The sequence below is a fragment of the Pseudomaricurvus alkylphenolicus genome (assembly GCF_011683955.1).
Lineage (GTDB): Bacteria > Pseudomonadota > Gammaproteobacteria > Pseudomonadales > Cellvibrionaceae > Pseudomaricurvus > Pseudomaricurvus alkylphenolicus.
On the sequence record NZ_JAAQPI010000002.1, the window covers coordinates 496,768 to 511,520 of the forward strand.

Sequence of the window (14,753 nt, forward strand, 5' to 3'; positions counted from 1 at the left end):
GCCGGTAACCACCGGCCCTTTTTTTCTCCCCCGTGCGGTGCAATACTTTCGGGTAGATATTGCGAATCCAATGTTGTGAATCACGAGCCTATGAATCCTCGCGAGATATTCTTTCAATCGCTCGAACACTTTAAACAGGGCGAATTCGACGCCGCACAGAACGGCTGTCAAAAGCTGCTGGCTATCAACCCCAATGACGTCAATGGTTTGCGTCTGTCGGCGCAAATTCACCACCAGAAGGGAAATCTTGATCTCGCCCGCAAGAGCTTCGAAAAAGTCCTGAGTTTGGCCCCCGACTACGCTCACGCACAGGCCGATCTGGGCAAACTGCTGTATCAGCAGCAAGAACTGAACGACGCCAGAGAACACCTGCAGCAAGCCCTTAAGCTGGACAAGCGCCTTCATAGTGCTCGACGAGTACTCTACGATGTGTTGGAGGGCCTCGGTGATGAAGAGGCTGCCGCTGCGCTGGCCCCGCAACTGCAGCAGCGTGAAGACATCAAAGCCTCTGTGGAGGAAGCATTAGAGCTCTACCGACAAAAACAGTTTGACGCCATGGAAGCCCGCTGTCAGGACATTTTGAAGGCAGACCCAGGTAATCTGGTGGTGATCTCCCTGCTGGCTGACTATACCGTTTCCGAACATAAAGCCATCCGTGCGGAAAAGCTCTTCCGAACCATTCTGCAACGTATTCCCGAAAGCCACCGCGCCTGGAATGGATTGGCACGGGCGCAGATTTTCCAGGACAGACCCGCAGAGGCTTTAAAAAGTCTGCAGAGAAGCCGGGAAATCAATCGCAACATTGGGGAAACCCAGGTCCTGACCGCCAATGCCTACAGCAAACAGTACGACTACGACAAAGCCATTGACATACTGCAGCAAGCGCTGGCTGCCCAACCGGAATTTACCCAGGCCATGTCACAACTCGGCTTTGCGCTAAAAACCATTGGCCAACAGCAGCAGGCCATCGAAATATTGCGCCGCTGTATTAATACCGATGAAAGCTATGGCGAAGCCTACTGGTCACTGTCTGATATGAAGACATTCTCCTTCTCAGACACCGAAGTGGGAACCATGAAGACGATGTTGAGCTCCACCACACTAAGCGATAAAAACCGGGTGTATTTTGGATATGCCCTGGGGAAAGCATTGGAACATCGACAACAATATAGCCAGGCGTTTGAGGCATACGACAGTGCCAATCGCTTACAGAAGAAATACGTTGGCTATAGTGCAGAAAAGAACCGACTGGAAACCGATGAACTGATCGAGTGTTTCACCGAAGACTTTTATCAGCAAAACCGGCTGACCGATGACTCAGGCGTAACGCCCATTTTCGTGGTCAGCCTGCCCCGTTCCGGCTCGACACTACAGGAACAGATTCTTGCCAGCCATTCACAGGTGGAAGGCACCCAGGAACTGTCTTATATACCTCGACTTGCCCGCAGTTTACATCTTGGCAATCAAGCCATGGCTTCTCTGCCATTCCCCCGTGGTTTGACGGAACTCACCCGACAACAGCTTCAACATATTCGTGATCAATATCTGCAAAAGGCCGCTTTTCATCGTAAGCAGGGTCTGTCCTATTTTATCGACAAATTGCCCAACAACTTTTTCTATGCCGGCTTGATTGCACTGTGCTTTCCCAATGCCAAAATCATAAACGCCCGACGGCACCCGATGGACTCCTGTCTGGGTTGCTTTAAACAGCTTTGGGCAATGGGACAGGAGTTCACTTACAGCCAGGCAGATCTGGCTCGCTACTATGTGGATTACGACAGACTGGTGAAGCACTGGCACCAAGTCATGCCCGGGCGAATTCTGGATGTCCAGTATGAGTCAGTAGTAGAAGATCTGGAAACCAATGTCCGCAAAGTACTGGATTTCTGTGAATTGCCGTTTGAAGAAGATTGCCTCACTTTCCACAAGACCGAAAGGGCTGTTGTCACTTCAAGTTCTGAGCAGGTACGCAAACCCATTTACCGATCGGCTTTGGCCTATTGGAAGAACTTCGAAACGGAGCTTGCTCCCATGAGAGAAATATTGGGTCGGTTGGCTGACTAATCTGTAGTTTGGGGCTTTCGGTGTATCGGAAGCTCGCTTGAATTTTGACTTTGGTTAACCCCGCTTCGTGCCATAAGCTGCCGTTGGAATTTGGTTTTTTGATAGAGGTTTTTCTTTGCGGAGAGGGCGAAAGGGGCTGCTGGTTCTGTGCCACAACGGGCGGCTGGGTGTCCGTTTGAGGCGCGCGCGGCCGGCCCTCCTGCCTCCCTTCAGTCCCCAGGGAGCCAAGCAAAAAACGCTTGTCTCCCTGACTCCTTCAGCGTCCGCTTAAATGCGCCTCAAACGAACACCCAGCCACCCTTTAGACCGAGGTAGGCCTACTTTTTCGTTCTAAACGTCGCAGCTTTGAACCGGTAGTATGGAGAAGTATCCGACAATAATAGGTACGGATTTCTCGATAACGCATTTATTTCTCAGGATTAAGGCCCGATGGGGTGCCCCTTTCCAGAACACTCAGGGCGCGCTTAGCCTCTGCGCGTTGGCCCGATGTTTTCGCGGAGAGTTTTGAGCGTTTCCCAGCGAGTCTCGGAGCGATCGGGCCAACGCGCAGAGGCTGCGACCCGTTCTGGAAAGGGGCACCCCATCGGGCCGGGGCGTGGCACACAACTCATTCAAATACCACTCGAACTAGCGCACGAAAGGGCTGCCTGCCAACTTCCGGTTATGGCACCCAGCGGACGATCTAATGCTACATAAAGCCCCTATTTTTCGTAGATAACGTAGAGCTTTTTGGCCGATTCAATCGTTGTCCATGTGCCCTGGAAACCAGCCGGAATCGCAAACATATCTCCCTGATTGAGTTCTTTGGTATTGCCCTCGTTATCCGTTACAACAACGCGGCCTTGCAACAAGAAGCAAACCTCTTCCTCGGTATAGTTCACGCGATGGGTGCCAGGCTCACCCTGCCATATGCCCGCACCAAAGGTTTGATCCTTACTGTCGTAACAGTGCCAAAGCGTTTGAGCCGGATTACCCTCGACAATCTTCTCGGCATCGGGAAGATAAGACTCTGAGTCAACCCGATCACAACCAATCATCGAAATCTTATCGACACTCATTCCATTACTCATCGTCTTCCAGCGCTCCTTTTTCAATAGCAGCCAAAGTATCGTCCAAAGACTTCTTGGCTTTTTCAATCAGCTCATCAATTTCATCTCTGGTGATCACCAACGGAGGTGAAATCAGCATGATGTCGCCCGTAGCCCGCATAATCAGACCGTTGGCGGTACAGAAATCACGACACAGTCCACCGGCTTTACCATCAGGAGCCAAACGCTCACGAGTGAACTTGTCCTTCACCAACTCCAATGCACAAACCAAACCCACACCGCGGGTTTCTCCCACAATCGGATGATCGGCAAGTTCCTGCCAGCGCTGTTGTAGATAAGGCCCGGTATCCTCTGCAACCCGTTCGACCAGATTTTCTTCCTGTATGATCTCCAGATTCTTCAGTGCCACTGCAGCCGCAGCAGGGTGACCGGAATAGGTGTAGCCGTGATTAATCTCACCACCATCGGTCTTCAATACCTCTGCCACGCGATCGCTAAACAGAACACCACCGATTGGAAGATAGCCGGAGGATAACCCTTTGGCGATAGGCATGAAATCGGGCTTGATTCCAAAGGTTTCAGAACCGAACCAATTACCGGTACGGCCAAATCCACAAATCACTTCATCAGCAATTAACAAAATACCGTACTTGTCACAGATACGCTGAATTTCCGGCCAGTAGCTAGACGGCGGAATAATAACGCCGCCAGCCCCCTGCAGGGGTTCACCGATAAATGCAGCCACTTTATCCACACCCAGTTCCAGAATTTTCTCTTCCAGCTGGCGGGCGCGCTGCAAACCAAACTCCTCCGGCGACAGATCGTCACCCTCTGCGAACCAGTAGGGCTGATCGATATGCTCGATACCGGGAATTGGCAGACCACCTTGCTTATGCATATAGCCCATGCCACCCAGGCTTGCACCTGCAACCGTCGAGCCGTGATAAGCATTCTTACGGCTGATAATGACGGATTTCTCCGGCTTGCCCTGCACCGCCCAGTAATGTCTTACCAAACGCAACACCGTGTCATTGGACTCGGAGCCGGAACCGGTAAAAAACACATTGTTGACATGCTCAGGGGCGACTTCCGCCAACTTCCGGGCAAGTAAAATTGCCGGAGGAGTCGTGCATTGAAAAAAGCTGTTGTAGTAAGGCAGCTCCAGCATCTGCTGGTGAGCGACATCGGCCAACTCCTTACGGCCATAACCAACGGCCACACACCAGAGTCCTGCCATGCCGTCGAGCATCTTGTGCCCTTCGCTATCCCACAAATAAACGCCGTCCGCACGACTGATAATTCGTGTGCCGCGCTGATTTAAATCTCCCTGGTCGGTAAACGGGTGCAAGTGGTGTTGACGATCAAGTTTTTGTAATTGCTCTGTATTAGTCATGGTAATACCTCTCTGTGGCCCCGTCGGAAACGGGGCCATAAATGTATTCAAATTTTAAATGGATTGGGTAAACGGGGTCAGACGTTAAGCAACAGATGTTCACGCTCCCAGGAGCTGATCACCTTGTTAAACTCTTCGTATTCCGACGCCTTAACAGCAACATAGGCATCGACAAAAGTGTTGCCCAGAATGTCGCGCAGTTCCTGACATTCGTCGAGAAGGCGAGCCGCGTGCTCCAGGGTACGAGCGACTTCGATATCCTCATCGTAGGAGTTGCCTTCACAGGGTGCACTGGGTTCAATCTGCAACTTCATACCCAGAAATCCCGAGGCCAGAGTCGCCGCAAACGCAAGATAAGGATTCACATCAACGCCAGCAAAGCGGTTTTCTACGCGTTTCGCCTGTGGTGAACTGTCCGGCACACGAATGCCGGTGGTGCGATTGTCGTATCCCCAATTGAGATTAATCGGTGCCGCGATATCCCGGGTAAAACGGCGATAGGAATTCACATTGGGCGCGTAGAAAGGCATCGCGTGTTTAGTGAATTTCTGCAGGCCACCGATATAATGTCGAAACAGCTGGTTCTCATTACCGGCGCCATCGACAAAGATATTTTTGCCGGTATTGGCATCCACAATGCTCTGGTGGATGTGCATGGAACTGCCTGGTTCTTTCTCCATCGGCTTTGCCATAAAGGTGGCAAACACACCGTGTTGCATGGCTGTTTCGCGCAAGGTGCGCTTGAAGGTAAACACCTGATCAGCCAGGTTCAACGCATCACCGTGAAGAAAATTCAGCTCCATTTGCGCGGCACCGGTCTCATCAATCAGGGAGTCAACATCAAGTCCCATCGCCTCACAGTAATCGAACATGTCTTCAATCAACGGATCGAATTCGTTGATGGCGTCAATGGTATAGGAGCGACGCATGACTTCAGCGCGCCCGGATCGTCCAGCCGGAGCCCTGAGTTCAGAATCGGGATCAGTGGCCTGTTGCACCAGATAGAACTCCACTTCCGGAGCAACAACAGGTTTCCAACCTTCCTGCTCATACAGCGATAAAACCCGCTTTAAGACACCGCGACTGGACAGTGGATGCAACTCGCCGTCGCGGGTTACACAGTCGTGAATGATCTGAGCCGTCGGGTCTTTGGCCCAGGGGACCAAGCGCATAGCGCCGGGATCAGGGCGCAGAAACATGTCACTGTCCGTGACCCCCAGGATATCGTCGTATTCGTCCGGGTAACCGCCAGTGACCGACTGCAGGAGGATGCTCTCAGGCAGCCGTGTCTCTTCTTTGTAGAATTTGTCCGCCGGAACAAACTTGCCCCGGGCATTGCCGGTCATGTCCGGCACCAGACATTCAACTTCGGTAATGTTGTGCTCGTTGAGCCAGTGATTAATGGTATCCATAGTATGCCTTTGCTATCGCAGTGCGATCGTGCGGTGGCTCCAATGGGATGCCAGGCCGCGTTAATGTATTGTCATCGATAGGGTACTTCTCAGAGTAGTTGAGTTACGCCGCTGGGTTAAACCTCAGCGGCGACGCTTCTCGCAGGCGGATTTGAAGGCTCCGAAGATGCTCTGGTAGAAGGGGTTGTTCATCACTTTCCACTCCGGGTGCCACTGGACGCCCAGAATAAAACGCTCGCCGAGATCAGCTCGAAACGCCTCAATCAGTCCGTCTTCTGCACGGGCTTCGACCGCCAAACCGGGCGCCAGCTTGTGGATTCCCTGTTGGTGGATACTGTTCACCTCAGCGCGATCTGCGTTATTAAGCGTTTGCAGCAAACCGCCGCTTTCCAAGGTTACCGGGTGCGCGGGTCCATACTGCACCTCCAGTGGTTGTTCCGGGTCTTCACGATGGTCCATCATTCCTGGCAGTTCCTGTACACGCTGATGCAAGGTGCCGCCCATGGCAACGTTGATCTCCTGGAAACCCCGACAGATTCCCAGCAGCGGTACATCCGCTTCCAGTGCCATACCAATCAGAGGCAAAGTTGTGGCGTCACGTGCCGGGTCGTGCATTGGCTCTTTGGCCACTTCACCATTGTAGTGATGGGGTTCTATGTTGCTGGGAGAGCCGGTTAACAGCAAACCGTCGATATCGGCCAGAAAGGCTTCCAGCAGATGCCTGTCACCCATAGCCGGGATAAGCACAGGAATGGCTTCCATAGCTTCAGTGACAGCTCTTATGTATTTGTCACCAATGGCATGAAAGGGATGAGGGCCAATCATTTTGCAATCGGCAACCAGTCCAATTTTCAACGGTTTGCAGTCTGTCATATTTTCGTTTACCTCAAGTCTATTCATTCTGGCGCAAGTGCTTTAGCCCATTATTCCGCACCAATAAACGAATATTAATTCGGTTTTATAATCCTGATGGCCAATATCGACCATGTTATTAAGTGTCTATAATTCAGTGTAAACCATAGAGTTAAGCTGTTAATTCGGGAGTATCCCGACAACAAACCGAATTATTATTCAGTTTATTGAATTGCTGCTGATAAATCAACCGTCACCCCTGAACGTCAGGGCAAATAGGTTCCCATTGCGCCGCACCAAAAAGCTGTGAGCGAGAACCATTTGTCGGTACTATTAGCGCCTTTGAAACCCAACTACCAACCCCAGTCACCCGGCCGGGTTGCGAGAGAACACCCACAGATGCCCAGAGAGCGCCAAGAAAAGCGCATGAATGCGCTAAATCCCCGCCGTCAGCCGATTCAGCAACGCGCCCGTGAGCGCACGCAGCAGATTCTCGATATCACGGCCCGTCTCCTCGAAGAAGTGGGCATTGACGATCTGACCACCATTTTGATCGCCAAGGAGTTGGGCATCTCCGTGGGATCTCTGTATCACTACTTCCCCAATAAACACGCCATCATGTATGCCCTCGGTGAGCGCTGGCTGGAAGAAATGACTATCGCCATGAACGACATGGAGTCCTTTGCGGTGGAAACCATGACTCCGAACCAGTTTGTGGACAAAGCCATTAACCGGATGCTGGCAGTTTACAAAGCCCAGCGAGCGGTGCTGCCGCTGACCCAGGCGTTGTGGGCCATTCCCGAGCTGCGCCGTCTCGATGAAGAGCATGACTATCTGGTGATCTCCAAACTGGCTAATATCTTCGAGCGCCTGCAGCTTAAAGGCTCACGAAACGAGCTGGAGCGCGTCGGGCGGATCTACCTTGAAACCACCCATGCCGTATTGCTGTCAGTGGTTTCGCAGAAAACCGTTCGCTCCAAGCGCAGTCTTGAAGACCTTAAAACGATGATCGCCGCTCTGGTGCAAAGCCATGCTCCGGGCGATAGTCAGGCCTCGAAGGAATCCGACCAGGCCTGATGTTCAACCCAAAAGTGCCTTATGGCGACTCTGTCACCCCATAGGTTGACTAATGGCTTTGGTCTCCAGGAAATCATCAAAGCCATATTCGCCCCACTCGCGACCATTTCCTGACTGCTTGTAGCCACCAAACGGTGAGCTGTAGATGTGGGGGGCACCATTCACCCGAACCATACCCGCCCGCAAACGACGGGTGACGCGGGCGACGCGCTCTTCGTCATCGCTCTGCACGTAGGCCGCCAGTCCATAAGGGGTATCGTTGGCGATCTCGATGGCCTCTTCTTCGGTCTGGTAGGGAATCATGGCCAGAACCGGGCCAAACACCTCTTCGCGGGCGATGTTCATCTTGTTATTCACGTCGGCGAACACCGTGGGTTTGGTAAAGTAACCGGTTTCCAGTCCTTCCGGCTTGCCAGGACCGCCGGCCGCCACGCGGGCACCTTCCTCGATGGCTGCCTGTATCATTCCCTGAACTTTTTCAAAATGGGGACGGCTAACCAGAGGACCAATGTGATCACCATGCTGGTCTGACTTGCCAACTTTGACTTCGTTGGCTGCTCGGGCGGCGATTTCCACGGCTTCTTCATAACGATCGGCAGGCACCAGCATACGGGTGGGGGCGTTGCAGGACTGGCCAACATTGTCCATGCAGTGGACCACACCACGGGTGACCGCTTTTTCCAGATCGGTATCGTCAAAGATGATGTTGGGAGATTTGCCTCCCAGTTCCAGTGCAACGCGTTTTACGGTATCTGCGGCAGCGCGGGAGATAGCGGTACCTGCGCGGGTAGAGCCGGTAAAGGACACCATATCGATATCGCGGTGGGAGGAGATGGCCGCCCCCACACCCGGACCGTCACCATGAATCATATTGTAAACACCGGCAGGAAAGCCGGCTTGATGAATCATATCGCTGAACACGTGCGCGGACAGCGGTGCAATTTCACTGGGCTTGAGAACCATAGTACAACCGGTCGCCAGGGCGGGGGCGACCTTGCAGGCGATCTGATTGATTGGCCAGTTCCAGGGGGTGATAAAACCGCAAACCCCCACGGGCTCTTTTACAATCCTGGCATTGGCGCTCTGGTGTTCAAACTCAAAACTCTTTAGAGCTTTCAGCGCTGTGGCGATATGTCCGCGACCACAGTCGGCCTGGTCCGCCGCGGCGAAGTCCACAGGTGCTCCCATTTCGACACTGATGGCCTCAGCCATTTCATCGTAGCGCTCCTTGTAAACCGCCAGCAGCTTTTCCAGCAGTTCAATGCGCTCTTCGCGGCTGCTAAAGCCGAAGCTGTCAAAGGCTCTGCGTGCCGCTGCCACCGCCTTGTCCACATCCTCTGCCGTGCCCAGGGTAATGACGGCTACCTGCTCTTCGGTGGAAGGGTTTTCCACTGGGAAATCATTGGCTTGCATCGGATCAACCCACTGGCCATCGATATAGAATTGTCTGCAATCTTTCATGTCTATCTCCTTTGGGTCTGTAGCGGCTACAGTCGGGTACTCCGCCACCCGGTTGGTGTTGTTTGCCCTAGCAGGGCCAGTGTTCAGAAACATTCAGTGTATCGAACCCATTTGTCAGTTCGAATAACCTAAAAGGGTATAGCAGTTTTGGTCTTCTCCCGCCCTATGGGCAACGGCTGATTTCGATAAATCTCGCTGCTGTTGAGCTGGGGAAAGCGTCTCCAAATCAACCACAGGGACACCAGAGTGACCAGCAGCATGAGGGCGCCAATCAGGCCCATTGCCAGATCAAGGCCGCCGCCCTGGTATCCCACTTGATTTTTGATGGCCCCGCCTATGCCCACCGCCAGACCAATGCCAATGCTGTCCATCAAGCCCGTGCCAGTTGCCGTCGCTCCTTCCTTGCCTGGTTCGGTCGCCAGCATAGCGGCGGTTGCCACAGCGTTGTAGGCCAAGCCCATACCAAATCCCGCCATGGCCCAGGCCGGATAGATGGTCCAGGTGGGCGCCACAGGCAAGAGCAGCAAAGCCATGAGCCCAATGGCCAAGGCAAACAAGCCAAGCCCCCACAGTAAAGAGTTCCTGTGAGTCATATTGATTTTCGAGGACGACTGCAGAAACGATGCTGCCACCCAGGTAAAGGCTGCGCCGGTAAAGGCCAGCCCCGTCGCCGTGACACCCATACCCCGTGCATCGATCAGGTAGAGAGGCAGAAATGACTCAAGACCGTAGAACACGAAGAATATGCCTCCATGCAAAATCAATGAGAGCGGCAGGGTGGTTCGCATGCGCCACCATTGTTGCGGCAAGGCCCGATTGAGTGGACGCCACAACAGCAAAGCGCTGATGGGTACCAGCAGCCACAATGGGCTTAATGGGGTAGAAGTCACCAATACCATCAACATACAACAGCCACCGATGCGCAGGGCGTTCCACAAGGCATTGAAATTGGGCGATTGCGGTGTGCGTTCGAGTCCGCGCAGGGGCTTCATCAACAGCAGCGCCAATACTCCCAGCAGTGGCATCTGCAGCCAGAACAAGCCTCGCCAGCTCCAGTGCTCCACCAGCAGACCACCCACGGCGGGCGCCAGCAAAGACGGCAGTAACCAGGCACTATCCAGCCAGGCTACCATTCGGGATTTGTGCTCCTCAGGACACAGCCGGTTAGTCACGCTATAGGCAACCGTAAAGGCGATGCCACCACCAAATCCCTGCAGTGCCCTGGCGATGACAAACACCCCCATGGAGTCGGATACCACGGCCAAGCCGAGGCCCAAAGCGAACGCCAGCAAGGCCACGCGAAACACGCCCGAGGGACCGTGTCGATCGAGCCAGTCTCCTGACCAGACTGTGGAGACCAGCGCCGCCAGTACGTAGGCTGCCAGGGTCACACCATACCATTCGCCACCTCCCAGATCTTTGCTGATGGTGGGAAGCGCAATGACCAGGGCCATTTCATCAAAGGCGTGTAGCGTTACCGCCAGTAAGAGTCCAATTTGCAGTGATCGATTCATGACAGATCACCATTGTGTATGCATCGCCACCGGGAATGCCGGTTGAACGTATTCATGAGAATCCTCTAAAGCCAGTCACTGGATTTCAGCCAGCTACGCCTTTATAAGAACCCCCGTGCCACCCGGGTCTGAAACACAAGCAGGAAAACGGCAGACACGGAAGCCTGTCAACAGGTAGGGAGAAACAGACTCGTCAGCGAGGATCGGCATCCTCGCCACGGAAATAGTCCTGCCAGACAGCTGCGGTGCTGACCCAGTCCGACCATGCAATGTAATAATCCATAGCGAGAACAGAAGAGAAATGGTGAAGTTGGCTCTACTTTAACTCAGAAAAAAAAGCCTTACAACCGAATTAATATTCAATAAATATCAGAAGGCAAACCAGGCAACGTCAAGCTCAGCCAACGCCGTTATCCAATTTTTGGCGAGGGAATTTTTCAATGAACTTCGGATTCACGACACTAGAGCGGTGTCACCGGACCACTGCGTTCAATAAGCTCATTGAGTTCGTGCTGAACCCTTGCCAGATTCGACGTAACGGCGGCTTCGTCTTGGTCTCGAGCTGCGTTTTCCAAGTCCAGAACCATTGTCACAAGCTGGCCTCGTGTAAACATTTGGGCGGATCCCAGCAGTTTGTGTGCGTCCTCGAACAGACGGTCCCAGCGTTTTTCTTCCAGGTAATGGAGCACATTGTGCAGCAACGTGTGAAACTCCTCATAGATCGCCTCCGGTTCTATGCCCGTTGGCAACACCAGTCGGGTTGTCTCCGGATCGCTGTCCGGGTCTTCAATGGAATCAGACACCTCTGCAGGCAGGGTGGTAACCGGCACCACCGGTGCCGTGACCTCCGATGGTCCGGAACGAGCGAGACCACTGAGTATTTCACATAGCAGGGACTCTTCGATGGGTTTGTAGAGAATTTGCTCTACTCCCACACTGCGCAGCTGGGATTCTTCGCTCCCGGTGATATTGGCCGTCAAGGCATACACCGGACAACGTACGCCCAGATAATGAATGGCACTGGCGAGCGCGATACCGTCCATACCCGGCATATGAACGTCCATCAAGATCAGGTCAAAGTGTTTTACCTTGAGAATATCCAATGCCTCACTGCCGGTAGCCGTGTCCTCGACCGTGGCGCCAGCGTCCTGAAGCTGCGTAACAATGAGCTGACGGTTAAGGTCATTGTCTTCAACCACCAAGACTTTCAGGTTCAGTCCCGCCGCCGGCACAGGCGTGTTTTGTATCTCCACGGTGGCACTGTCTGCGGTTTGCAGCTCAACAGTCACGGTAACTTCAACGCCTTCATCGGGAGCACTTACCAGGGATACCTCACCGTTCATGTATTGCGCCAGCTTTTGTGTAATGGACAGTCCCAGGCCACTGCCACCAAAACGGCGCGATATGCTGTCTTCTGCCTGAACAAATGGTTTGAACAGCTGTTTTTGCTGATCGAGTGCGATACCGATACCGGTATCTTTTACCTTGAGTTGAAGTCTCAGTGTATTGGCACTGGCGACAATACCTTTGGCGGTTAAGCTGACACGACCAACTTCGGTAAATTTGATGGCGTTGCTAAGGAGATTCGTCACAATTTGAGACAGCCGCACGGAGTCACCGCGAATAAACCTGGGTACGGAATCATCAAGGTGGCAGTCCATCTTCAGTTGCTTGCGCTGGGCCTGGGGCTGCTGCATCGATACCAGGTTGTGCAGGCAGCTGTGCAAATCAAAGTCGCGCCTTTCCAGCCGAATGGAGCCATCTTCCAGGCGAATAAAGTCGAGAATGTCGTCAATGGTGGTGAGCAGGATACTGGAGGCCTGGTCAATCACCTCTCCGTACTCGCGCCGCTTGTCCGGGTCTTCGGTATCTTCAAGCAGGCGCAAGTATCCAATCACCGAAGACAGCGGCGTACGCAGCTCATGACTCATTCGCGCCAGAAATAAATCTTTCACCCGGCTGGCTTCTTCAGCGTTGTTGCGCGCTTCTTCCAGATCGCGGTTTTTGATACGCAGTTCCGCCAGAGTTTGCAGTAATTCTGATGTGGCGTTTTCCACTTTCGCCTGCAAATCCATATTGGCCTGCTCGACCTGCACCGCCATGGTATTGATACCTTCTTCCAGCTGGCGCAGCTCTCCGCCCCCCAACATCTGTGCCCGGGCTGAGAGATCGCCGTGCTGGATCCGCTTAACCACACTGAGCAGATTGGAAATCGGGCGCGCAAATGCCTCGGCGGAAACCAGGGCGATCAATCCCGCAACCAGTGCCGCAGCTGCGCTGATCAGCAACCCGTCGATCAACAGAGTACGCTGCAGTTGCTCCAGCGGGCGTGTATCGTAGAGAAACGCAATATGACCGTAACTTTCCTCTTCGGATGCGAGGTCTTCTTCCGACAAAAGCTCCGGATTTTCACTCAGTGATATACCCTCCGGAACCACCGGTTTGTGGAAAAACATGCGTGTGGTATATCGCTCACAGGCCGCTTTGTCATAAAAACAGACCAGCGTGCGCTGCACATCGGCACGATCTCCGGCACTGACAATCACCTGGCCGTTGTTATCCACCAGGATCATGGACTTCACCAGGTCCGATACCCGGGTATTGGCATCAACGAAGTCCTGCAGTGCCTTGCGGTTACCGGAAAGCAGATTAAATTCACTGGCGGCACCAAGATACTGTGCAAAGCGCTGGCCCTCGGCCTCCTGCTCGGCACGGGCGTCATCGATTCGGGCACTGATAAAATAAAAGCCGAGAATCAACCCCAGTAGCATCAGCGGCACCATGACCGATATCAGTGTACGCAGGCGGATACTCAAGTTCACGGTAACTGCTCCTGCGCTTTCAACTGGGATTCCAGGCGAGCGGCGATCAGAGAACCGAGCCCCATCCGACTCGCCACCTCACGGTTAACCGATACCGAGAAAATACTGGGGTGGCTTGGCGGGGGCAGAGGCTTGCCGGAATCAAGGCATTCTTGAAGCCAGGATCCGGCCTCACCCGCAATTTGCTCGGGGTTGGAGTAGACAGCGGCCAGCGCGCCCGCCGTGACGTAGTCTTCAGAGAATCCCAACAACGGCTTACGGTTGCGATAACTCAGGTATAACATCCACTTGGCGGTTGAGCGGTTAAAAATGTACTTACCGGGAACGGCCAGGAAGACATCAATATCTCTGTACATCTCCCGCAGCACTGCAATCGGATTGTCGCTGGGCAATAAGCGTCTGGAACGGAACTCTATATCCGTGCCCCCGGCGACTTCCGACAATTGTTGAACCAACTGCTGGGAGCGAATGTCGTAGAGAGTCCCTATCGCCTTCAGATTCGGGTTGATCAATCGCGCCAGATTCAGTTGGCGCCTGGCAGGCTGGTCGAGGAATATCGCCGATAAGCGACCGCCGTCGAGACGCTGAGCGGACTGTGGATATTGCTTTGCCAAATCATAAAAGGTGCTCGATGGCAGCAGAATACTAAGTTGCCTGGCCTCGGTAGCGGTAGCCATGACCTGCTCAGCCGCCTTTGCACCTACCGTCACCACAAAGTCATTGGCTGACAATTGGCGTTCGCCGGAAGCGATCTGCTCCAGAGTCAGAGATTCGACTTCCATTGTTGTCGGCAAATGTCGCTTCAATGCCGCCAATGAACGCTGGTAAAGACCTGAATCGCCGCTGAGTACGACGGTAATCGACTTGGAGGCGGTCGCCGCTTCCCGGGCTGCCGGCACCATTGCATCGGCCTGCACCCACATCCCAACCAGCAGCAACAGCAATCCAAACGAGCTATTCAGCAACGCCTTAAAACCGAATTTCACTCCTTTGACTTCCATCATCATCCTTTCACTGTGCTTCCTGCATCAGAGACTACATCCAATATACTGCACCGGTAACGTGAAATCTGCCCGGTGGATACCGCTGAGGCCATCATCGCAATGATA

The 14,753-nt window shown here is 53.5% G+C and carries 10 protein-coding genes; 2 read left to right on the forward strand and 8 right to left on the reverse strand.

Going from position 1 to position 14,753, the window contains the following annotated elements; all coding sequences use genetic code 11:
* Nucleotides 1-90: 90 nt before the first annotated feature.
* A complete protein-coding gene (locus HBA55_RS07520) occupies nt 91-2,064 on the forward strand; it encodes a tetratricopeptide repeat-containing sulfotransferase family protein (protein ID WP_166988991.1) in 1,974 nt (657 codons plus the stop codon).
* Between the two features lie 701 nt (nt 2,065-2,765).
* Here HBA55_RS07520 and HBA55_RS07525 read toward each other — a convergent pair.
* The 4 genes from HBA55_RS07525 to HBA55_RS07540 all read right to left on the reverse strand — a co-directional run bounded on the left by HBA55_RS07525 (nt 2,766) and on the right by HBA55_RS07540 (nt 6,791).
* Entirely contained in the window at nt 2,766-3,122 is a 357-nt protein-coding gene (locus HBA55_RS07525) for a cupin domain-containing protein (RefSeq protein ID WP_166988993.1), read from the reverse strand.
* Between the two features lie 4 nt (nt 3,123-3,126).
* A complete protein-coding gene (locus tag HBA55_RS07530; protein WP_166988995.1) occupies nt 3,127-4,506 on the reverse strand; it encodes an aspartate aminotransferase family protein in 1,380 nt (459 codons plus the stop codon).
* Between the two features lie 77 nt (nt 4,507-4,583).
* A complete protein-coding gene (locus HBA55_RS07535) occupies nt 4,584-5,918 on the reverse strand; it encodes a glutamine synthetase family protein (RefSeq protein WP_166988997.1) in 1,335 nt (444 codons plus the stop codon).
* A gap of 123 nt (nt 5,919-6,041) precedes the next feature.
* A complete protein-coding gene (locus HBA55_RS07540) occupies nt 6,042-6,791 on the reverse strand; it encodes a gamma-glutamyl-gamma-aminobutyrate hydrolase family protein (protein ID WP_166988999.1) in 750 nt (249 codons plus the stop codon).
* A 405-nt stretch (nt 6,792-7,196) separates the two neighbouring features.
* Between HBA55_RS07540 and HBA55_RS07545 the strand changes: the two genes are divergently transcribed.
* On the forward strand, nt 7,197-7,847 hold the full coding sequence (locus HBA55_RS07545) for a TetR/AcrR family transcriptional regulator (protein ID WP_240945946.1): 651 nt from the start codon (nt 7,197-7,199) through the stop codon (nt 7,845-7,847).
* Nucleotides 7,848-7,880: 33 nt separating this feature from the next.
* Here HBA55_RS07545 and HBA55_RS07550 read toward each other — a convergent pair whose 3' ends face one another.
* The 4 genes from HBA55_RS07550 to HBA55_RS07565 all read right to left on the reverse strand — a co-directional run bounded on the left by HBA55_RS07550 (nt 7,881) and on the right by HBA55_RS07565 (nt 14,651).
* The gene (locus HBA55_RS07550; protein WP_166989003.1) at nt 7,881-9,308 is read right to left on the reverse strand and encodes an aldehyde dehydrogenase family protein; all 1,428 of its coding nucleotides are present in this window, start codon (nt 9,306-9,308) and stop codon (nt 7,881-7,883) included.
* 128 nt (nt 9,309-9,436) lie between these two features.
* Nucleotides 9,437-10,822 carry an MFS transporter gene (locus HBA55_RS07555; protein ID WP_166989005.1) on the reverse strand — a complete coding sequence of 462 codons (1,386 nt, stop codon included), beginning with the start codon at nt 10,820-10,822 and terminating at the stop codon, nt 9,437-9,439.
* A 461-nt stretch (nt 10,823-11,283) separates the two neighbouring features.
* Complete coding sequence (locus HBA55_RS07560) at nt 11,284-13,644, reverse strand: ATP-binding protein (RefSeq protein WP_166989007.1); 2,361 nt, start codon at nt 13,642-13,644, stop codon at nt 11,284-11,286.
* Nucleotides 13,641-14,651 carry an ABC transporter substrate-binding protein gene (locus HBA55_RS07565; protein WP_166989009.1) on the reverse strand — a complete coding sequence of 337 codons (1,011 nt, stop codon included), beginning with the start codon at nt 14,649-14,651 and terminating at the stop codon, nt 13,641-13,643. The genes HBA55_RS07560 and HBA55_RS07565 overlap by 4 nt, the downstream gene beginning before the upstream one ends.
* Between the last annotated feature and the right edge of the window lie 102 nt (nt 14,652-14,753).

Bases quoted from the DNA above. Each gene is read 5' to 3' on its own strand.
- HBA55_RS07520 (WP_166988991.1), top strand. From the start codon at position 91: ATGAATCCTCGCGAGATATTCTTTCAATCGCTCGAACACTTTAAACAG.
- HBA55_RS07525 (WP_166988993.1), bottom strand. From the start codon at position 3,122: ATGAGTGTCGATAAGATTTCGATGATTGGTTGTGATCGGGTTGACTCA.
- HBA55_RS07530 (WP_166988995.1), bottom strand. From the start codon at position 4,506: ATGACTAATACAGAGCAATTACAAAAACTTGATCGTCAACACCACTTG.
- HBA55_RS07535 (WP_166988997.1), bottom strand. From the start codon at position 5,918: ATGGATACCATTAATCACTGGCTCAACGAGCACAACATTACCGAAGTT.
- HBA55_RS07540 (WP_166988999.1), bottom strand. From the start codon at position 6,791: ATGACAGACTGCAAACCGTTGAAAATTGGACTGGTTGCCGATTGCAAA.
- HBA55_RS07545 (WP_240945946.1), top strand. From the start codon at position 7,197: ATGAATGCGCTAAATCCCCGCCGTCAGCCGATTCAGCAACGCGCCCGT.
- HBA55_RS07550 (WP_166989003.1), bottom strand. From the start codon at position 9,308: ATGAAAGATTGCAGACAATTCTATATCGATGGCCAGTGGGTTGATCCG.
- HBA55_RS07555 (WP_166989005.1), bottom strand. From the start codon at position 10,822: ATGAATCGATCACTGCAAATTGGACTCTTACTGGCGGTAACGCTACAC.
- HBA55_RS07565 (WP_166989009.1), bottom strand. From the start codon at position 14,651: ATGATGATGGAAGTCAAAGGAGTGAAATTCGGTTTTAAGGCGTTGCTG.